Below are 21,375 nucleotides of genomic sequence, written 5' to 3'. Positions count from 1 at the left end.
CAAACCTATCCGACTAAAATGAAAAATTCCTTTCTATTATTCTTTGTAGCTATTCAGCTCTTTTCCTGTCAAGATGAAAAGAAAATTGAGGAGCCAATAGCGCAAAAACCAAATATCATTTACATACTAGCCGATGATTTAGGCTATGCCGAAATAGGTGCTTTTGGGCAAGAGAAAATGGAAACGCCGAATATAGATGCCTTATCAAAACAAGGCATCATTTTTACACAGCATTACTCTAGTGCTCCCGTTTGCGCACCTGCCAGATATATGTTTTTGACCGGTAAGCACGCAGGCAATTCTTTTATACGGGGTAATGATGAGTGGAACGACCGTGGCGATGTGTGGGATTATATTGCAATGGCAAAAGATTCCACCTTAGAGGGGCAAAGACCAGTTCCGAAAGGAACCAAGACCATTGCTAATTACTTAAAAGAAGAAGGATATAAGACTGGTTTAGTTGGTAAATGGGGATTAGGTGCACCACATACACACTCCATACCAAACGAAATGGGCTTCGATTTTTTCTACGGATTCAATTGCCAGCGACAGGCGCATACCTATTATCCGTTGCATTTGTATAAGAACAGAAACCGCGTTCATTTGGCGAATGATACCGTTGCACCAAGTTCACCCTTTCCAAAAGGGTTAGATCCAAAGAATCCTGATAGTTATAAAGACTATACGTTAACAGATTATGCGCCCGATTTAATGTTCAAAGAGCTTACTGGTTTTGTGACAGAGAATAAAGACAATTCGTTTTTCTTGTATTGGGCAACTCCCATTCCGCATGTGGCATTACAAGCTCCGCAGCGTTGGGTAGATTATTATGTGGAGAAATTCGGACCAGAAGAACCGTATTTGTCCGGTGAGGGTAACGGTTATTTTTCGCATCAGACTCCCCATGCAGCGTATGCCGCCATGGTTTCTTATTTTGATGAGAACGTGGGTAAGTTGGTGAAGCAGTTAAAGGACGAAGGAATTTATGAAAATACACTGATTGTATTTACGTCAGATAACGGACCAAGTTATGCAGGTGGTGCAGATCCTACATTTTTTGAAAGCGCAAAACCATTTGATGGAAAGTATGGTAGGGGAAAAGGATTTGTATACGAAGGCGGAATTAGAGTGCCTACATTTTTTACTTGGCCAGGCAAAATAAAGCCGAGTACTACAAGCGACCATGCCTCTGCACATTACGATATGTTGGCGACTTTTGCAGATTTGCTAGATTTTGAAAAACCAGCTACAGATGGAATTAGCTTTTTGCCTACGTTGTTAGGTGAAGACAATCAAGTAGCGCATGAGTTTATGTATTGGGAGTTCCCAGAATATGGCGGACAAGTAGCTATTAGAATGGGTGATTTTAAAGTAATTCGTCAGCATTTAAAAGATGATGAGCAACCAACCTTAGAGCTATATAATTTGAAGAGCGACCCTACAGAAAAGAATAATATAGCTTTAGATCATCCTGAGATATTAGAAAAAGCAGCGGCAATATTCAAAAAAGAACACACCAAACCAGAGACCGAACGTTTTCAAATTCCACTGCTAGAAAACGGATTATTAAGTAATTAGGATTATGGCATGCCTTTGCACAAGACTTTATATGGCTTGCAGCTTGTTTTCCTTTTTAAATTCGCAAGTTTAATTGTATTTTGCAAGGATGGAACAATTCGTAGTATCAGAAATATTCAGGTGCTAAAATGAGAATTTCGATAATTGCAATAGGATAAAATGCGAAATCATTACTATTTTAATGAATTTCGTGTTGGTCTAGAATTACCAATATAGAACTATTAGAACATGAAAAACAGTATTAAAACTTGCCTTTTTGGATTCTTTTTATTTACGGTATTAGGTTACTCGCAAGCACCAAAATGGGAAAATCCGGAGTGGGAGAATCCTGAAATATTTCAAATTAATCGCGAAGATCCAACAGCATCTTTATATCGATATGAAAATGCAACGTCGGCTTTAGCAAATGAAAGTTGGGAAAATTCATCATTCTATCAGTCTTTAAATGGGGAGTGGGATTTTAACTATGCGGCAAGCGTACCAGAACGCCCAACTACTTTTTTCAATGCAGGTTTCGATACCTCAGGGTGGGATAAAATTACGGTACCATCTAATTGGGAACTTAAAGGTCATGGTACACCGATTTACACAAATGTAGTGTATCCTTTCCCTAAGAATCCGCCATTTATTCCTCATGATATCAACTCCGTAGGCAGCTATAAGCGTAGTTTTGAAACTCCTGAAAACTGGGATGGTAAAGAAGTGTATTTGCATTTTGGCGGTGTAAGCGGTGCCATGTATGTTTATGTAAACGGACAAATGGTCGGGTATAGCGAAGGCAGTAAAACACCTGCAGAATTCAACATCTCTAAATACCTGAAAGCAGGCAAAAATGATTTGTCGGTACAGGTATTACGTTGGTCAGATGCCAGCTATTTAGAAGATCAAGATTTTTGGCGTTTAAGTGGTATAGACAGAGATGTGTATTTGTATGCGACCAATAAAGCGACCATAAAAGATTACACGGTGGTGGCAGATTTAGATGATACGTATACCAACGGTAAATTCAGTTTAAATTTAAAATTAGAAAATACGGGCAAGAAGCAAAAAGGTGCTCAAGTAGAAATTACCTTATTAGATGGTGCTAAAGAAGTATTTAAAGTAGACCAGAAAATAGATGTAGTTGAAGGTACAACTACGGTAAAGTTCGCTCAAGAAATCCCCAATGTAAAAACATGGAATGCTGAAAAGCCGAATCTATACACATTACTTTTTACGTTCAAGGATAAAAAAGGAAATACTACTGAAGCGATTAGTTCTAAAATCGGATTCAGAAAAATCGAAATTAAGAACAATCAGTTTTTGGTTAACGGAATGCCTGTATTAATAAAAGGGGTAAACCTACATGATCATGACGAAATAACCGGTCACGTTATTAGTGAAGAAATTACTTTGAAAGATATGGAGGTGATGAAGCAAAACAATATCAATTCCATTCGTTGTAGTCACTATCCTAAAAATGAGTTTTTCTATAGAATGGCAGATAAATACGGGTTTTATGTAGTTGATGAAGCTAACATTGAAATTCATGGAATGGGAGCCACTAACCAAGGTTTAGATGGTGATGAAGAAGCAATTGCCATTCACCCAGCATATCGCCCAGAGTGGAGAGAAATGCATTTAGACAGAACGATTCGCATGTTCGAACGCGATAAAAATTATACTTCGATTGTAACTTGGTCATTAGGAAATGAAGCCGGTAATGGTCAAAACCTTTTTGATACCTATGACTGGTTAAAGGCACATGATACTACCAGACCAGTACAGTATGAAGGAGCTACCAATTTCTCGAATACAGATATTCAGGCACCAATGTATTCTAGGGTTGACCAAACTATCGCTTATGCAGAGAATAATCCGAAGAGACCTTTGATTCAATGCGAATATGCACATGCGATGGGGAATAGCGTTGGAAATTTACAAGAGTATTGGGATGCTATTGAAAAGTATGATGTTTTGCAAGGTGGTTTTATTTGGGATTGGGTAGACCAAGGTCTAAAAGCGACCAATGAAGATGGTGTTGAGTTTTATGCCTTTGGTGGTGATTTAGGCGGAGCAGAATTACAGAATGATAATAACTTCTGCTTGAACGGATTAGTTGATCCTGATCGTTCTGCGCATCCGGCTTTATATGAAGTGAAGAAAGTATATCAATATGTGAAGTTTAAAGCTGAGAATCCGAAATCAGGAAAAATTAGTTTAAAGAACATGTATGATTTCACCAACTTATCTGAATATGCTTTTTCTTGGAGATTGTTAGAAAATGGAGTAGAAGTAGGGCAAGGGCATTTGGCAGATGTAGATATTGCTCCGTATGAAACTAAAGAAGTTCAAATAGACTTACCAGAATTAGCAAATACAGGTTCTGAATACCATTTGAATGTTTATATGACTACAAAGAATGAAAGTGCTTTAATACCAGCAGATTATTTGTTGGCATATGAGCAGTTTCAGTTAACAAATTTCAACCCTTCTATATTCGAGGAGAATATTGACGGATTAGTGGTTACTAAAATTGATGAGGCTATTATTATAAAAGGTGATGGATTTGAAATCGGTTTCAACAGTAAAGACGGTACCTTATCATCTATCGATTATGGTCAAGGGAATCTATTACAAAAAGGGCCGACAGTAAATTTCTGGAGAGCACCAAATGATAATGATTATGGTTATAATATGCCTAAACTTTTAAAGAAATGGAAAGAAGCTACCGATACCCAAAATATCATGAGTTTAGAAGTGAACTCAAATGAGGGTAAAAAGATTATAGATGCTGTTAAGCTAACTGCTAATCCGTTTAAAATTAGAAAAGACTTAAAGTTGAGCGCAGATTACGAATTACCATCTGTAAATGGTCAAGTAAATGTAACCTATATTATAAATACTAAGGGCGAAATATTAGTAAGCACCGAGTTAAAAGGAATTAGCAGCTATTTGCCGATTATGCCAAGATTCGGTAATAATCTAATCATTGATAACAGCTACAATCAGGTAGAATGGTATGGTAGAGGAGAACACGAAAATTATTTAGATCGTAATACGTCTGCTTTGGTAGGCGTGTATGATGCCAATGTCTCCGATTTGTATTTTAAATATATTCGTCCGCAAGAGAATGGGAACAGAACAGATATCAGAACCTTATCATTTGAAAATAAGCAAGGAAAAGGAATAAAAATCACTGCTCCAGAATTATTCTCTTTCAGTGCGCATCATCAGTTGAATTCAGATTTTGATGAAGGTATGCAGAAAAGACAGCAGCACACTTATGATATACCAACAAGAGATTTAATCAATATCAATATTGACCATAGTCAAATGGGTGTTGGTGGAGATAATAGCTGGGGATTACTACCGATGGAGAAATATCAGATTCAACCAGAGAACCTTTCATTTCAGTACGTAATTAGTCCTATTCGTTAAAATCGGATTATTTAGAGATGAATTAAAACGTAGAAAGTATATTTAAGCCATGAATAAAGGTGTACAAGTTTTAGGGTTAGGTTTATTTTTTTTAGGAATGGTAAATTGTAAGCCGGAACCCAAAGAAAACAAAGCCCAAGAAAAAGTTGCAGTAAAGGTAGAAGAAACCGCACAGGTAGTGGAACATACGATTTTGAGCAAAAAACCTGAAGGAGTAGCTGTTCCTGATGGTATGGTTTGGGTTTCTGGTACAACTTTTAAACAAGGAGCCGTAAATTCTGATAAAATGGCAATGGATCATGAAAAACCGGCAATCGATGTTACTGTCGATGGTTTTTTTATGGATGCTACAGAAGTTACCAACGCTCAGTTTGCGGCATTTGTAAAAGCTACGGGCTATATAACGGTTGCCGAAAAAGGAATAGAGTGGGAAGAACTTAAGAAACAGGTTCCACCAGGTACCGAAAAACCACACGATTCTATATTACAACCAGGATCATTGACATTTAAAAAAGCAAAATCAACAGTCCCGAATCTATACGACTTTTCACAGTGGTGGAACTGGACGATTGGTGCGGATTGGAAACATCCAAACGGACCAAAAAGTACTATTAAAGGCAAAGATAATTACCCGGTAGTTCAAGTATCTTATGAAGATGCTTTGGCATATTGCGAATGGGCAAATAGACGTTTGCCAACAGAGGCAGAGTGGGAGCTGGCATCTAGAGCAGGTTCTTATGGTACTATTTATAATTGGGGTGATGATGAATCTGTTTTAAAGGAAAAAGCAAATACTTGGGAAGGTGAATTTCCTGTAGAGAATATAATAGCAGACGGTTTCGAACTTCGTGCTCCGGTAAAATCATATCCTCCAAATGCATATGGTCTTTATGACATGGCAGGCAATGTTTGGGAGTGGACGAGCGATTGGTATAATACCAATTACTATAAAGAGATATCGGATAGAAATACGGTTTTAATAAATCCTGCGGGAGCAGTAGCTCCGTTTACACCAAATAACCCACTAGCAAAAGAACGCGTTATTAAAGGCGGTTCTTTTTTATGTAGTGCATCATATTGCGCTAGTTACAGAGTATCTGCAAGAATGGGCTCTAGTATGGATTCTTCTTTAGAACATACCGGATTTAGAACCGTAGCAACGGTACATATGCTTGAAAAGAACTAAGAAATATTTATTCGATACAATTTAGAAGACGGTCGAGTTCAACTATTTTGGCTCGGCTGATAGGAATTTTCTTGTTCTTTATTTCAATGAATTCATGATTGTAGCGCTCCACCATTTTTAAATTAATGATGTACGATTTATGAATTCGAATAAAATTCTCTGATCCAAGTCTTTTATTAAAAGCATTCATGGTAGAGAGAATAATATAGTTACGTTCTTCGGTCACCACTTTTACATAATCGCCCAAAGCTTCGACAAATAAAATTCCGTGCACATTAAGCTCCACCTGCTTCAGGTTGTGTTTTACCACTAATTTGCTCTCCGGTTGCTTAATTTTTACAGATTTTATGTTGTCAATAGCTTTACTTATGGCAGAATCGAACCGAGCAGTACTAAAGGGTTTCAATAGAAAATCGGTAACATTGAATTCAAAGGCCTCAAGAGCATATTTCTGCTCTTTACTAGTGATAATAACTTGAGGATGAATTGTTAATCCGGCTAAAAATTCGAATCCGTTCATAACAGGCATTTCAATGTCAAGAAATAAGAAATCTAATTTCAAAGCATTGACCTCTGCTAAACTTTCAGAGCTAGCACTAGAAGAATGTAATAGCTTCAGGTTTTTATTTTTCTCAATAATTTGCTCAAGAAGTTTTCTTTGTGTGTTAGAATCTTCTATTATAGCGCATTTAAAAGTTTTCATTCATTATCGATATAAGTTCTAGTATACATACGTAAAGAATGGGGGAAGGTTCATTTTCATCAATTTTAATGCAAACTAAAAGTTGTAAAAACATCCGAAAAGTACTAAATAGTTATCTTCATTGCTAATTATCATATAAAAACTTTTGATAACTATATTGTAAGTTTTTAGCTCAAAAACCTACTTTTGTAAAAGAGAATAAGAATTGAACCACTTGATATGATGTCTGATAAAATAGAACGTGTAAAAACATTAATTATAGGATCTGGCCCTGCCGGTTATACTGCAGCTATTTATGCTGCCCGAGCAGATTTAAAACCTCTGATGTATACAGGTATGGAGCCGGGCGGTCAATTGACCACCACAACTGAAGTAGATAACTTTCCAGGATACCCAGAAGGTATCGATGGCCCTACGATGATGGTGCAATTGCAACAGCAAGCAGAACGTTTTGGTACCGAAGTTAGAATTGGTATGATTACTTCAGTAGAGTTTTCAAAAGAAAAAGGAGGTATTCATAAAGTTGTTGCCGATGGTGAAAAGCAAATAGAAGCTGAAACTATTATTATTTCTACAGGTGCTACCGCTAAATATTTGAATATACCTAGTGAGCAACGCTTACGTGGCGGCGGAGTATCTGCTTGTGCGGTTTGTGATGGCTTTTTCTATAAAGGACAAGATGTAGCAATCGTTGGTGCTGGTGATACGGCAGCAGAAGAAGCTTCGTATTTGGCTAACATTTGTAATAAAGTGACCATGTTGGTTCGTAAAGACGAAATGAGAGCTTCGAAAGCAATGCAACACAGAGTTAACAGCCTTAAAAATATTGAAGTACGTTACAATACCGAAGTAGATGAAGTTCTAGGTGACCAAGTTGTTGAAGGTTTACGTATGGTAAATAACCAAACAGGTGAGAAAGAAGAAATTGCAATCACCGGAATATTTATTGCGATTGGGCACAAACCAAATACCGATATATTCAAAGGTCAATTAGATATGGACGAGACGGGTTACCTAATTACAAAAGGAAAATCTACCAAAACTAACTTACCAGGGGTCTTCGCTAGTGGCGATGCTCAAGATAAAGAGTATAGACAAGCAGTTACTGCTGCAGGATCAGGCTGTATGGCCGCATTAGATGCAGAACGCTACTTGGCAACAATTGGTTCTGTTGAAGAAGCAATTGCAGATAAGTACTAGTACTATAGTATAAAATATAAAAGAGCCCATTCGTTAGAATGGGCTCTTTTTTTTGTTGCAAAAATTGAGTTAATCTATTCTAACATAGTTTTCAGAGAAGGTTCTATTGCCTTCTTCGTCTAAGCTTATCTGACTGAATTTGTCATCGCCAAGTTGTAGTTCAAAAGTAAAAATACGCATGGTATCCATAGCTTGGATCATTTCATTATCACCATATTCTAACGTTTCCATTAGTCTGTCGTCGGTAATGGAATAAGTGCCGTAACCGAATCTACCAATTTTGTCAACCGGTACATATCTGCTCCACATAATTTTACCATTGTAGTACATTTTAACCTGTCGATACCCATCGGCAGTTGGTACGGTATCAATTACTTGCTGGCCGTCATAATTATAAAAACTTTCCAGTTCCCAAGTACCTTGAATGGTATGCATGTAATTTTCGTTGATGGAATTTGTTGAGGCAGCTGATACCAATATGAGCATCAACAATACCAATCCTATAAATTTTTTCATAGTGGTAAGGTGTTAGTTAATATAAGAGTTGAATTTGTAGTAAAAAGATACGAATTAAATATCAGAATTTAATAATAAATAATATCAATAATTACGAATAACATAATGAAAGTTAGATATTTACAATGTAACTATGATTTTATTGGGAAGGAGTTAAGAATATTGCAAAGCCTTGAAATGTCCTCATTAGTATGAGAAGCGCTTAAAACTATACGACTCATGAGGGAATCATTTTCTGTCGGATACCTGAAATTAGTAACTATGATACCATTTTCTTGCAGATAATTGGCAAGGATTTCATTTTGAAAAATAAAGGTCGGATGCCCTTCCGCATAGACAAAAAGAGACCTATTTGATATGTTTTTCAAGAATAGATCCATATTTTCTGCCAATTGTTTTCTTTTAGTTGCGATAAGTGAACTAGCATCTTTTAAAGTTGCTAAAGAAGCAGGTGTTGCGGGACTAGCTCCGCCAAAAAACTGTGTATTTTTTAACGCATTAATCATATTATTGCTGCCAAATATCGCTCCAGCTTGAATACCAAACCCTTTACCTAAAGAGCAAGAAACCAAAAGTTCTTTTGTTGCTAATGATTGTAGCAATTTGAAACTACCTCCACCATTTTCTCCGGTAATGCCTATTCCGTGAGAATCATCTACGACTAGAATTATATCTTTCAGCGGTAGATTTTTAAGAAAGTTGTAATCGGGAAAATTATCTCCGTGAAAATCGATACTATCTAAAAAGAGTATAACTGTCTTGTTAGAGTTCTGTTTGATAGCATTTTCTAGCTCGGTCCAGCTTGCAAATAGTTCTTGCTGATTTTTAAATAAGGCAGAATGCGTATGTGGCGCATAGAATAATTGATAATCGGGTTGACTAAAATAGTTGCACACCAACTGACCGGCGAGATAACCAGAAGACATGGTCACGCAAGCTTCACTACCAATTATTTTAGCTAGATAGGCGTCTACTTCATCAAAGATTGATATTCTAATATTTGATTTGCGGGAAGCACTATATGCAGTGCCGTATTTTTTAATATTATTGATGAACAACGATTGAAACTCGGCATCAGTTTGTAATCCTAAATACGAGGTGCCGCCAAAGTATAGGTATTCTTTACCTTCAATGGCAATAATTCTATCGGGAAATCCATCAATTGTATACATCAGTCTAACATTGTGTGTATGGACAATAGGGCAGATTCTAAGTACTTCACTTTCGGTTTTCCACCAAGCCAAAACAAACGTTTTTACTTTTAATTTTCTTTATTGGTAAACGTCAAAAATTTGTTTTGGCGTTGCCTGCTCAAAGAACAGGATTTTCAATTTATTTCTTAATGCCCTATTGGCTATACACCTTTGTTGGCTTTAGTGTTTTCATTTTTTAATAGTCTGCGTAGTCAATTGTTATTTCCCTCAAATCGTCCAAATCATAAATATCTTTGAAGTTTGCATAAAGCTCTTTTTCTATTTCAATTGGGTTTTGTCCTATTATCTTTAAGTAGTTGAAGTTTCCTTTTGGTTCTTCATAGTGGAAGTATTCTTTTTCAAGGTCGGGGCTTTTAAACTTCTCCAACTTATCAAATGTCAGGGTCTTGTTCTTGTTGAAGAAGTGAATAGCAACAAAGTCGTTTGGATTTTGAGCATTCAATCCTTTGTCCTTAAAGTTTTTTGCAGGCATTACTTGAAAAAGTATCTGGTCTTTGATATAAATTATCATATGAAGATTATTCGGTCGCTGATTCATAATGTGTGTCAATCTTACAGCTACGGACTGGTGATTTCTTCTTTTCTTCTTAAAAATGTCAAATATCATTTTGAAAGTCTTTTTACATTTATGCCAACAATTGAACACCGCTACCGGCTAGTTTGGGGAAGATAACTTTCCCGTCAGGTTCAATATGAACTCCCGTTGCAATATCACTTTTTAATAACAAAGCGCCATCCATATCTACATAATCTAATTGCGGACTCAATTGCGCAATAGCAGAAATACCCACTGTAGATTCGGTCATACAGCCAACCATAACACTTATGCCTAATTCTTTAGCTTTTTTTATCATGCGTAGGGCAGGGGTGAGTCCGCCGCACTTGGTCAATTTAATATTTATACCACTGAAATGAAGCGCACATTTTTCAACATCACTCTCTACAATACAACTTTCATCTGCGATTACCGGTAACACGCTATGGTGCATGACCTCTTCCATACCCGACCAATCATCTGCCTTTAATGGCTGTTCTAAAAATTCTACTCCCAATTCTTTTAAAAGTGGAGCATTGTGTATGGTCTCTTGTGCCGTCCAAGCGCAGTTGGCATCTATTCTAAAAATGGCATCGGTATGTTTTCGTAATTCACGAACAATAGCAACATCATCGCTAGTACCTAATTTAATTTTATAGATAGGCCATGGCATCTCTTGCATTTTAGCTAACATAATGTCAATAGAAGCAATACCAATAGTGTAATTTGTGGTTGGGTATTTCTCAATGCTGGTACCCCAAATTTCATATAATGGTTTACCTAGTAATTTTCCATAAAGATCATATGCAGCCAAGTCTAAAGCACAAATGGCAAAATTTGATAAACCCTTACTCACTAAAAATGCATGAAAAACTTCAGGTTTTGTGAATTCAAAATTTTCAATTTCAGACGATATGGCGTTGATTTCGTCCAACATGCTCTGAGTAGTAATTTTGTAGTACGGATTAGAGGTCGCCTCCCCATATCCTGTTTTTCCGTCTAAAGTTAAAGAAGCAATCATTGTATCTTGGAAATCATGAGATTCTCTTGAGATACTGAAGGTGTGCTTTAACGGTAATGTATATTTCTTTAAGTGTACTTGCATACTACTAATATACAGATTAGGTATAGACAAAAAAATGAAAACCCACTGATATTTCAGTGGGTTTTAAAGTTGAATTGATTGATGTAATTTTTAGTATTTGTGCACGCTACCAGAAACTGATTTGTTCTTTTGTACAGATGGGTCACCTTTATATGAGATATTACCACCACTAGAAGCTTCTGCGGTTAAATTCTCGGTAACATCGATACTTATATTTGCACCACTACTGGCATCTGCCGTAGCTACTAAAGTTGATAAGTCTTTAGCTCTAATATTTGCACCGCTACTTGCGTCTACATACACTTCTTTTGCTGTACCTTCTAAAGAGATATTTGCACCGCTACTAGCATCTATATCCATATTGGTTACAAATACATTTGCATTGATAATGGCACCGCTACTAGCATCGACCTCTAATTTATCTGACTGAATTTTATTTTCGGTAGTTAAGTGAGCACCGCTTGATGCAGACAATGAAGTTACATTAGGCATTGTTACATATATCTTTTTAGTAGAGCGACCAATGTTTTCGATACAGTGAATTTTTAATTTTCCATTTTTAATATCTGTTCCAATTAGGTCAATGATATTTTCATCTGCTTCAACGGCAATATCAAAGTCTGCACCTTGGGTAACAAATACATCTAAACCTTCAGAAGCTGATACTTCTGTAAATTCACCGGTAATCTCTCTGGTTTCTTCAACGACTACGCCGTTACCTTTTTCGCCAGATCCAAAATCTCCGAAGTTGATATCAAAGCCACACGATGAAAGTAATAGGGCTAATACGAGTGCTACTGTTATTCTTACTAATGTTGTCATGATTGTTCGTTTTTTGATTGATTATTGTTTTATGATGATGTAAAAATGATTGTTTTTTAACTCCTTTTCTATTTATAAAGACTGAACTGTTGTTTAAGATGTCTGAACTGTAATTAGTTGATACTATCGTTGGTATTCACTTTTACACCATTCTCATCTAACTTTATTTTAAACGATTCTCCGTTATCATTTACGTCAATGTCAATTCCGTTTTCGTTGATAATGATTTTTCCTTTATCGCCATTATCATTGATATTGATATCGATGCCATTTTCGTTGATATTGATGCGATTAGAACCCGTATCATCATCTTCATCTTCCATTTCAATAAATTCAGGACAATCTTGACATTCAAGCTCTCCGCTTTCGGTCATTTTCCAAATGTAGCCTTCTAGACCTTCAACATCTCTGTCTGTATTAACAGTCGTAATCCAATCTCTAGAATTTGTCTGGTCATAAGTTAAAACGGTACCTACTGGCAAGAATATATTAACACGTACTTCTTGATCTTTAAACTTAGGTCCCTGTGTGGTCAAAAAGTCATTAAAAGAGATAGTAGTACCATTTACCTCATATTCATAGATTATTTGGCTAGCAATATCTTTTGCTTCTCTATTCGACGGACCGTCAGCTTCTTTTCTGATTTGAACACGAACTATAGTGTCTTGCGACTTCCGAATACGGAATCTAACATCATCAGAAACCAAAACTTTATTACCGGCTTCATCATAAGAAATAAAGGTATCGCCCATGTGCATATCCTTTTCATAATCGTACTCATCTGTCGATACTAACCTTATATTTAAAGTATCCGTAGGCATGATAGAAGTTATTTCACTTTCTACAGAAGTGCTACCTGTGTACGCATGTGCTGCAGCTTCTCTAATACCAAAGACGACCAAACATATAATGGAGATCAGCCATAAACCTAATAAAGAAAATTTAGCAACAATACCAATAGACTTCAGGTTGTTTACCAATATTTTTAATCCTAAGTACATTAAGAAGAAAAACGGAATACCAATGGCAAAAAATGCTAATAACGATACAACCCAAATAGGTAAGTTGGTAGAGTTAACTACATTATAGAAATCAATACCAGGTACATGAATGATATCTAAAATACCAACTGTAAACATACCTACAAAAAGACCTATTAATGTAGCGGCACCAATAATAACTAAAAGAATACCAATAAACTTGCCAAAGATTTTAAAAAGGAACATTACAATATCTCCAAAAGTGTCAAAAATTGTTTTGCCTCCTTTTTTGACGGTATTGCCTACTTTTTCATAGTCAACACTTTTTACACGATCCGCTACGTCATCAAAACCCTCTTTAACTTTACGCTCAATATTGCTGATGTTTACTGTCTCGCCGCTCATGTCTAATTTTTGAGCAGTAGTTTTCGCTTCAGGAATTAGGATCCAAAGCAAACCGTATATAAAGATAAATCCGCCCCAAGTGAAAATGGTCAAGAAAATCCAGAGTAAGCGAATCCATAACGGATCAATACCGAAGTAATGCGCTAAACCAGAAGAAACACCGGCAACATATTTCTTCTCGGTATCTCTATATAATTTCTTTACTCTTTCTTTAGTCGAAGAAGAAGTTTTGGTTCTAGGCTCATCTTCAAAGATATCTTCATCGACCATATAATCTTCGGGCTGCCCCATAATGGCAATAACTTGATCGACCTCTTTTTGCGTAATTACCTGTCTTTCATTTTCTAATTTATCATGAAAAAGTTCGGCTATACGAGCTTCTATATCAGCAATGATCTCATCGCTGCCAGGCGTGTTGGCAAAAGAACGTTTTACAGATTCTAAATACCTGCGCATTATATTATATGCCTCCTCATCTATATGGAAGAGCATGTTTGCTAAATTTATATTTACTGTTTTGTTCATGATTAGCTGTTTTTTGAGTTGGTTACCAGGTTGGTGGCTTTTCTTAATTCGTCCCAAGTGGTATCTAATTCTTTAAGAAAAAGTTTACCGGTCTCGGTTAGGGTATAGTATTTACGTGGCGGTCCAGAAGTAGATTCTTCCCAACGGTAGTTTAGAAGACCTGCATTCTTTAATCTGGTCAGTAGCGGATAGATAGTACCTTCCACTACAAGCATTTTAGCATCTTTAAGCGTTTCTAAGATTTCAGAAGCATATTTATCATGCCCATTTAAAATGGACAGGATACAATACTCCAAAACCCCTTTACGCATTTGCGCTTTTGTATTTTCTACATTCATAATCTCTTTTTGCTTTTTATGCAGTCCCGTTTTCGGAGGGGATTGCTCCATCGTCTCTGTTGTCTGCATAGATTAACTGTTCGTTTTTTGTTTGACCCTTCGACAAGCTCAGGGCGGGTGAATAAACATCCTGATTGATTTTTGATTGATTAATAAACTCCTAAGGGTGTGATGAATACCCTGATTTAAAGTAACTGATGATTCTATTTTATAAATTTTATAGTGAAGGGATATTCAAAAACTTCACCTTCATTTGTTTTTATAGTAGCTAAAATGGTATACACGATATTGATAATAAATAAGGCTGATTGTGCTAGACCCAATAATGCAATTGGAATCATCCACGGACCAAAAAAGTCGTCAGAATCAAAATTAAAATTGATGTTATTGAAACTGTGAATATTTGAAAAGCTGAAATGATCAAAGTCAAAAATATTGGGTCGAAAGCCGCCTAAGAAAAAAGGAATACTGACCATACCTACAAGAATAGAGTAAAGGAGTATGCTAATTTGAAAATTCAGCGCTTGTTTACCGTTATGATCTACAAATTCATATTCCTTTTTACTTGCCGTCCATAATACTAGAGGAATGATGAAGTTCCCGAACGGAAAAAAGAATTTAGAGAACGTACTTGCATGTATTAATGCAGAGAGATTTCTTTCGTGTTTTGTTACTGATTCTGTCATGATTGGTTCGTTGATGATGATTGATTTTAAAACTATGTAAAAGCCAATTACGTTGATAACCTATTAACTTCCTATGCAAATATATGGCTAAAAAAAGGTACTATGTAACGCATAGTACTAATATTTAACAATATATTAACATTTGAGTATGCTGTTAATAATGGCTATTTTTATAAAAATTATAAGATAATATGGCGGTAACAGCTAGTAAAATCAACATGTTCTCATTTTTTAAACTACCGTCAGCATGGTGGTGCGGGGTACGTTTAAGAGAATTAGATAAAAACCGTTCAGTAGTAACGGTAAAGCACCGATGGTTTAATCAGAATCCGTTTAATTCGATGTTTTGGGCAGTACAAGGTATGGCCGCAGAATTGACAACAGGGGCTTTAATGATAGATCAAATTGAAGCATCTGGAAAGAAAATTTCGATGTTGGTAGCGAACAACACCGCTAATTTTTCAAAGAAAGCCACAGGTAGAATTACATTTACATGTGAAGATGGGCACCTAATTAAAGAAGCTCTAGATAAAACTATTGCCACCGGAGAAGGACAAACCGTTTGGATGAAATCTGTCGGAGTAAATACTGATGGAGTAGTGGTAAGTACCTTTAAGTTTGAGTGGACGTTGAGGTTGAAGAGGTAAGTTTTAAATAGTATGAAAGAAAAAATACGGTTTAAGGAAACTCAGAAATTTACCCAATGGTGGTTGTGGTTGATTATACTTGCGCCAATAATTATAGCAGCTTTTAATATTGTAGGTAGTATTCTATATGTATTTGGCGGTTATACTCCCGATGATTCAGGTAATGCAAGCATATCATGGATATCGGGTAGAATTTCTATGGTTCAATTTATATTCGTAGTGATTTACATACTTACCATTTTATTTTTGGCATTCTCTAAACTTAAGATTGTCATATCAAACAATGAAATAAGAATTAATCATCTGTTATTTTTTAAAAAAGTGATTCGTTTGAGTGATGTTGTGGACCATCGAATTACAGATTATGATTTTGTAGGCTATGGAATCAGAAAAAATAAGAAGTACGGGACTGTTTATAATGTAAAGGGGAAAGAAGGAGTGACTTTCACACTTAAAAATGGCGAGAAATACCTTATTGGTTCGCAAAAGGCAGAACAATTTTTGAAATCGCTTTCAAAATAATTAGACATAGTTGTAACAAAACCTTCCTTTAATCAACTAATTAGTAACGATAAAATTGGGAATTTAGTTTTATAAAACTTTACTATTATGCAACTAATACAAAAACATAAGTCATTTCTTTTAATTCTATTTGCTTTAGTATTAATTCATCTACTTCATGGTTTAATACTTTGGCCAACAATGCAACTCGGGTTAAGCAACGAGAAAGTAGACATTATTTCTTTAATAACAATACCAATAGTTACGCTGATTGGTATAGCTTATTTATTAAAACAATTCGGAATTCATTTAAACTTTTCATTTAAAAAGGTAAACCCAATACTAATATTCTATGTACTACTTCTTGCAGTGTTTTGTATTATTTTCCAATCGGCATTAGATATTCCTTTTATAATAGAGCTATTACAATCTAAACTTCGCTTCTTCGCTTTTACAAACCCATTTCAATATGGTTTGCATAGTATTGTTTATTTATTTGGAGCAGTAATTGTAGCTCCAATTACAGAAGAAATATTATACCGAAAAATTATCTTCATAAAATTAAAGGAGCAATATGGGCTAGCTTTCGCTTTGGTCGTTTCTTCTTTTCTATTTGCTTTAATACACTGGAATCTTGAAGGCTTATTGGCATATTTTGCATCTGGTCTTTTGTTAGCGTATCTCTATCATATAACTAAAGTCTTGTGGCTTAATATTTTACTACATGGTAGTTATAACTTTTTAGCAATGATTACGACCATTGAAATGTTTGATTCTTCACATAGAATGTTTGTAATTATACTATTGTTGTATTTAATTTCGGCAGCAGGTATTTATATGATTTTAAAAGAGGTAAAAACGCTTACTAATTAAACTATTGTTGTAACAAAACCTTCTTTCTATCAACTTATAGACATCAATCAAAAACAATATACACATGAACGCACACGAAATAGATTACGAGATTTTTGGAGAAGAAATGCAATATGTTGAAATAGAGCTAGACCCGCAAGAGGCAGTTGTTGCCGAAGCTGGTAGCTTTATGATGATGGATACCGATATTAAAATGAGCACCATTTTTGGTGATGGTAGCAATCAAGACAATAGCGTTTTAGGAAAGATTTTTTCAGCAGGAAAAAGAATGTTGACAGGTGAGAGTCTGTTCATGACGGCATTTTTAAATATAGGTCAGGGTAAAAAGAAAGTGAGTTTTGCTTCTCCGTATCCTGGTAAAATTCTTCCAATTGATTTATCTGAAATGGGCGGTCGCTTTATATGCCAAAAAGATGCCTTTTTATGCGCAGCACAAGGAGTATCTGTAGGTATTGAGTTTTCTAAAAAATTAGGTCGCGGACTCTTTGGTGGCGAAGGTTTTATCATGCAAAAATTAGAAGGCGACGGAATGACCTTTATTCACGCCGGCGGAACATTAGCTAAAAAAACATTAGGTCCAGGTGAAGTGCTAAAAGTAGATACCGGTTGTATCGTTGGTTTTACCAAAGATGTAGATTACGATATTGAATTCGTTGGCGGAATTAGAAATACTGTCTTCGGTGGAGAAGGATTATTCTTCGCAACCCTTCGCGGACCGGGTACCGTATATATTCAATCACTACCATTTAGTAGATTAGCTGGTAGAGTTTTAGCATCGATACCAAGAGGTGGAAAAGATAAAGGAGAAGGAAGTATTCTTGGTACACTTGGTGACATTGTTGGAGGAGATAATCGATTTTAGGATTTAGGTACAAAGTATTAAGTACGAAGTACAAAGTTTAAAAAACATTTGAGTTTGATTTTTGAACTTGACTCTTAAACTTGAATTTGAATTTGAATTTGAATTTGATTTTTGAGCTTGAGTTTGTATTTTAATTTTCCAACAACCAACAACCAACAACCAACAACCAACCAATGAGTTTTAAAAATCAAATAGAATTTCTCAAAGAATTACAGAAAAACAATTCAAAGGAATGGATGGATGCCAATCGTAAATGGTATAAACAAGTACGCGATGAATATATCGATTGGCTTAATAGTATGAATACTAGATTGTCTGCTATTGATGACGAATACTATGATACTCCCGGTAAAAAAGGAATTAACCGTATTAATAATAATCTAATGTTTCACCCGAATAAACCGGTGTACAAAGATCATTTTGGTGCAGGATTTGACAAGAAGCCAAAGACGGCAGATTTCTATTTTGAACTAGGAATAGAACGTTGCGTTTTCGCAGGCGGATTATGGCGACCAGAACCAAAAGTATTACGAAGCATACGTGATGCTATTGATTACGACGGGGAAGATTTTGTCAAAATATTGAACAAAAAATCCTTCAAAACTCGCTTTGGCGGACTTTTCGAAGATGCGAAACTTACAAACGCCCCAAAAGGCTTTGCAAAAGATCATAAGCATATAGAATTGCTCAAAAACAAAACCTTTGCAGTTTTTCATGAGTTTGATACTAAGGAAACTTACAAGGACAATTTTGATGATGATTTAATTGAAGCTTACAAAGAAATGCTCCCTTTTAGACGTTATTTGAACAAAGCGATTACGGTTTAATATTTCCATTCTATTAGCGAGGTATTTTTACAATTCTAGGTATATTTATACATCAATGGTTAAAATATTTTAATTGAAAAACGGAAGCATAAAAGATGTAGAAAAGAAGCTACTATCAGATAATTGGTATACACTCAATAAATACACTTATAAGTATCAAAAACCTGATGGCACTTGGGAAACTCAAAATCGTGAAGCTTACGATAGAGGTAATGGTGCTGCCATTTTATTGTATAACTCTAAAAAAAAGACTGTTGTACTTACCAGACAATTTCGAATGCCAACATATGTGAACGGTAATGAAGACGGAATGATGATTGAGGTCTGTGCGGGACTTTTAGATGGCGATAACCCTGCCGATTGTGTGCGTAAAGAAACTGAAGAAGAAACAGGGTATAAAATTAAAAATGTACAAAAGGTGTTTCAGACCTACATGTCGCCGGGTTCGGTAACCGAGATACTATATCTGTTTGTGGGCGAGTATGATGAAAGTATGAAAGTCAGTGATGGCGGTGGTGCAGATGATGAAACCGAAAATATTGAGGTATTGGAGCTAGATTTTAATGAAGCCATGAAGATGGTAACTAGCGGTGAAATCAAAGATGCCAAAACCATTATGTTACTGCAACATGCAAAGTTGAATTCGTTAGTTTAAAGTTTGATAACCGACTCTTCTAATATGGATAATATTTTTAAAGTCGGATTCGGAGGTGGTTGTCATTGGTGTACTGAAGCTGTGTTTATGTCACTTAACGGTGTCGAGAAAGTGGAACAAGGTTTTATTGCCCCAAAAGAAAATAAATCAGATTTTTCTGAGGCTGTAATTGTGCACTATAATGCTGCAGTTATAGAGTTGAGAGATTTGGTAGCTATTCATTTAGACACACATAGAAGTACCGAGAATCATTCTATGCGAAATAAGTACCGTTCAGGAATTTATTTCTTTAAACAGGATGAATTTCATGTGTTAAAAGGAATTTTGAATGATTTACAGCAAGATTTTGAGGCACCGTTAATAACAGCTATTATTCCATTTGGGGCATTTAAATCCTCCGAAGAACGTTTCTATAATTACTATTTTAAAGATATCGAGAAGCCTTTTTGTAGAACACATATATCCCCTAAAATTAAAATGTTGAAAGAGAAATACGCTAATCATGTGTCAGCGAAAGTTCAATAGTTAATACGTATCTCTAAGTGTTTGAAGCATTAGTTCAAGTCTATTTCGTTCTTCTGATGTAGATTGTTTAAAGTGGTTGTTCATAAAACTGAAAATAAATACTTTACCTGATTTTGCTATCAAATATCCGCTAAGGCAGTAGTTATTACTCAAGCTACCAGATTTTGCATAGATATAAGGATTCTCATCTACTGCAAACCTATTTTTTAAAGTACCCGATAAACCCCCGGCAGGGAAAATAGAAAATAAACGTTCTTTAGGTACCAACGTATATAGTCGGTCTAAAACCGAGACCATGTTCTGCGGAGTAAACAAATTGTATCGCGAGAGTCCTGATCCATCGACCCATCTAGGTTCTTGTTTTAAATTTTTCAATTCGTTTTCTAAGATATAATCTCTAGTTAGTTTCCCGTTCAAGGTATCAGTAAGGACTCCCGATGCTACGAGCAAAAGTTGTTCGGCAATAAAATTATCGCTTTCGTGCATCATACGCACGTAAAGCGAATCGGCAATACTACCGTATAGTGTTCGTTTTTCGCCCAAAGGCATTGTCGAAACAGTACCAATTTTTTTGGAAAGTAAATTTTCTAAAATAGACCTTGTAGTCTGGTCACTTGTGATAAACGGCGTTTCTAACGTATCCTTTTTTGTTGGAGGATAATAGAACCTATTCGAACTTTCGTTTCTATTGTTCGTATGGGTCAATTCTAAAACGCTATCCTTGAAATAGGAAGGAGATATAATGAGCTCCGGATTCTTATACGTCATCACTACATTACCATTAACAGGTAGCGCACTTTTCTCTGCAGAATAGTACCATTGGTAATCGTCCCAAGCCCAACCCAATCCGTACTTTTCATCTTGAAAGTTGTTTGATACAAATACTAGATTACTATGATTTTTAAGAAAAATTAAAGCCGTCGAGTCTTTTATATAAGGATGCAAAAACGAAGGGTCACCCGTACCTTCAAAATATAGGGTATCATTTGTTTCGATATATTTTAAAGTTGGTATCTGAGCAGGTAGCGTTTTAAGCGCTGCGAAAAGTGTAAAAATCTTGGTGTTACTAGCAGGTATAAAATACTTATGACTGTTATAATTATATACGGTGTCTTTCGTAGCAGCGTCGATAACCAAAACACCAGTGAACTGATTTTTATAAAACGTCGATGATAACTGTTCGTCAAATGATTTAGAGATCAAAGATTTCTTTGAACTACAGGCAGATAGTAGCAAAAAAGTAATTGCTAAAAAAAGAAAATTCTTCATGAA

The 21,375-nt window shown here is 35.7% G+C and carries 21 protein-coding genes; 11 read left to right on the top strand and 10 right to left on the bottom strand.

Features of this window, described 5'->3' with window-relative positions:
• The first annotated feature begins 18 nt into the window (after window positions 1-18).
• From ACPF9A_RS01085 to ACPF9A_RS01075, 3 genes are all read left to right on the top strand, one after another.
• Window positions 19-1,578, top strand: coding sequence for an arylsulfatase (locus ACPF9A_RS01085; protein ID WP_424000855.1), 1,560 nt, complete (start codon window positions 19-21; stop codon window positions 1,576-1,578).
• Window positions 1,579-1,806: 228 nt separating this feature from the next.
• Complete coding sequence (locus tag ACPF9A_RS01080; RefSeq protein ID WP_424000853.1) at window positions 1,807-4,998, top strand: glycoside hydrolase family 2 TIM barrel-domain containing protein; 3,192 nt, start codon at window positions 1,807-1,809, stop codon at window positions 4,996-4,998.
• 49 nt (window positions 4,999-5,047) lie between these two features.
• Window positions 5,048-6,184, top strand: a complete 1,137-nt coding sequence (locus ACPF9A_RS01075) for a formylglycine-generating enzyme family protein (RefSeq protein WP_424000851.1) — start codon at window positions 5,048-5,050, stop codon at window positions 6,182-6,184.
• 7 nt (window positions 6,185-6,191) lie between these two features.
• Here the strand turns inward: ACPF9A_RS01075 and ACPF9A_RS01070 are convergent, their stop codons facing one another.
• Window positions 6,192-6,887: a LytR/AlgR family response regulator transcription factor gene (locus ACPF9A_RS01070; protein WP_424000849.1), complete on the bottom strand. Its 696-nt coding sequence runs from the start codon at window positions 6,885-6,887 to the stop codon at window positions 6,192-6,194.
• A 222-nt stretch (window positions 6,888-7,109) separates the two neighbouring features.
• Between ACPF9A_RS01070 and trxB the strand changes: the two genes are divergently transcribed.
• The gene (gene trxB, locus ACPF9A_RS01065) at window positions 7,110-8,087 is read left to right on the top strand and encodes a thioredoxin-disulfide reductase (protein ID WP_424004395.1); all 978 of its coding nucleotides are present in this window, start codon (window positions 7,110-7,112) and stop codon (window positions 8,085-8,087) included.
• A 69-nt stretch (window positions 8,088-8,156) separates the two neighbouring features.
• Here trxB and ACPF9A_RS01060 read toward each other — a convergent pair whose 3' ends face one another.
• The 8 genes from ACPF9A_RS01060 to ACPF9A_RS01025 all read right to left on the bottom strand — a co-directional run bounded on the left by ACPF9A_RS01060 (window position 8,157) and on the right by ACPF9A_RS01025 (window position 15,213).
• Entirely contained in the window at window positions 8,157-8,603 is a 447-nt protein-coding gene (locus ACPF9A_RS01060; RefSeq protein WP_424000847.1) for a hypothetical protein, read from the bottom strand.
• Window positions 8,604-8,734: 131 nt separating this feature from the next.
• Window positions 8,735-9,847 (bottom strand): aminotransferase class I/II-fold pyridoxal phosphate-dependent enzyme, encoded by a 1,113-nt coding sequence (locus tag ACPF9A_RS01055; protein WP_424000845.1) that lies wholly within the window; start codon window positions 9,845-9,847, stop codon window positions 8,735-8,737.
• A 145-nt stretch (window positions 9,848-9,992) separates the two neighbouring features.
• Complete coding sequence (locus tag ACPF9A_RS01050; protein ID WP_424000843.1) at window positions 9,993-10,328, bottom strand: hypothetical protein; 336 nt, start codon at window positions 10,326-10,328, stop codon at window positions 9,993-9,995.
• 115 nt (window positions 10,329-10,443) lie between these two features.
• A complete protein-coding gene (locus ACPF9A_RS01045) occupies window positions 10,444-11,457 on the bottom strand; it encodes a dipeptide epimerase (RefSeq protein WP_424000841.1) in 1,014 nt (337 codons plus the stop codon).
• 90 nt (window positions 11,458-11,547) lie between these two features.
• On the bottom strand, window positions 11,548-12,279 hold the full coding sequence (locus ACPF9A_RS01040; protein ID WP_424000839.1) for a head GIN domain-containing protein: 732 nt from the start codon (window positions 12,277-12,279) through the stop codon (window positions 11,548-11,550).
• A gap of 113 nt (window positions 12,280-12,392) precedes the next feature.
• A complete protein-coding gene (locus ACPF9A_RS01035; protein ID WP_424000837.1) occupies window positions 12,393-14,189 on the bottom strand; it encodes a PspC domain-containing protein in 1,797 nt (598 codons plus the stop codon).
• Between the two features lie 2 nt (window positions 14,190-14,191).
• Entirely contained in the window at window positions 14,192-14,527 is a 336-nt protein-coding gene (locus ACPF9A_RS01030) for a PadR family transcriptional regulator (RefSeq protein WP_424004393.1), read from the bottom strand.
• 203 nt (window positions 14,528-14,730) lie between these two features.
• Window positions 14,731-15,213, bottom strand: coding sequence for a DUF4870 domain-containing protein (locus ACPF9A_RS01025; RefSeq protein ID WP_424000835.1), 483 nt, complete (start codon window positions 15,211-15,213; stop codon window positions 14,731-14,733).
• Between the two features lie 191 nt (window positions 15,214-15,404).
• Between ACPF9A_RS01025 and ACPF9A_RS01020 the strand changes: the two genes are divergently transcribed.
• The 7 genes from ACPF9A_RS01020 to ACPF9A_RS00990 all read left to right on the top strand — a co-directional run bounded on the left by ACPF9A_RS01020 (window position 15,405) and on the right by ACPF9A_RS00990 (window position 20,103).
• Window positions 15,405-15,860 carry a DUF4442 domain-containing protein gene (locus ACPF9A_RS01020; protein ID WP_424000833.1) on the top strand — a complete coding sequence of 152 codons (456 nt, stop codon included), beginning with the start codon at window positions 15,405-15,407 and terminating at the stop codon, window positions 15,858-15,860.
• A gap of 12 nt (window positions 15,861-15,872) precedes the next feature.
• A complete protein-coding gene (locus ACPF9A_RS01015) occupies window positions 15,873-16,382 on the top strand; it encodes a hypothetical protein (protein ID WP_424000831.1) in 510 nt (169 codons plus the stop codon).
• An 87-nt stretch (window positions 16,383-16,469) separates the two neighbouring features.
• Window positions 16,470-17,234 (top strand): lysostaphin resistance A-like protein, encoded by a 765-nt coding sequence (locus tag ACPF9A_RS01010; RefSeq protein WP_424000829.1) that lies wholly within the window; start codon window positions 16,470-16,472, stop codon window positions 17,232-17,234.
• A gap of 64 nt (window positions 17,235-17,298) precedes the next feature.
• Window positions 17,299-18,096: a TIGR00266 family protein gene (locus ACPF9A_RS01005; protein WP_424000827.1), complete on the top strand. Its 798-nt coding sequence runs from the start codon at window positions 17,299-17,301 to the stop codon at window positions 18,094-18,096.
• 173 nt (window positions 18,097-18,269) lie between these two features.
• On the top strand, window positions 18,270-18,923 hold the full coding sequence (locus ACPF9A_RS01000; protein ID WP_424000825.1) for a DUF2461 domain-containing protein: 654 nt from the start codon (window positions 18,270-18,272) through the stop codon (window positions 18,921-18,923).
• A 73-nt stretch (window positions 18,924-18,996) separates the two neighbouring features.
• Window positions 18,997-19,578 carry a GDP-mannose pyrophosphatase NudK gene (nudK, locus tag ACPF9A_RS00995; protein ID WP_424000823.1) on the top strand — a complete coding sequence of 194 codons (582 nt, stop codon included), beginning with the start codon at window positions 18,997-18,999 and terminating at the stop codon, window positions 19,576-19,578.
• Window positions 19,579-19,602: 24 nt separating this feature from the next.
• Entirely contained in the window at window positions 19,603-20,103 is a 501-nt protein-coding gene (locus tag ACPF9A_RS00990) for a peptide-methionine (S)-S-oxide reductase (RefSeq protein WP_424000821.1), read from the top strand.
• On the opposite strand, the gene ACPF9A_RS00985 is transcribed toward ACPF9A_RS00990, so the two are convergent.
• Entirely contained in the window at window positions 20,104-21,372 is a 1,269-nt protein-coding gene (locus ACPF9A_RS00985; protein ID WP_424000819.1) for a D-alanyl-D-alanine carboxypeptidase/D-alanyl-D-alanine-endopeptidase, read from the bottom strand.
• Window positions 21,373-21,375: the final 3 nt, after the last annotated feature.

The organism is Maribacter sp. IgM3_T14_3, assembly GCF_049603095.1.
Taxonomy (GTDB): Bacteria; Bacteroidota; Bacteroidia; order Flavobacteriales; family Flavobacteriaceae; genus Maribacter.
The sequence above is the reverse complement of the archived record's forward strand: the minus strand, read 5'-3'. Positions and strand labels throughout refer to the sequence as shown.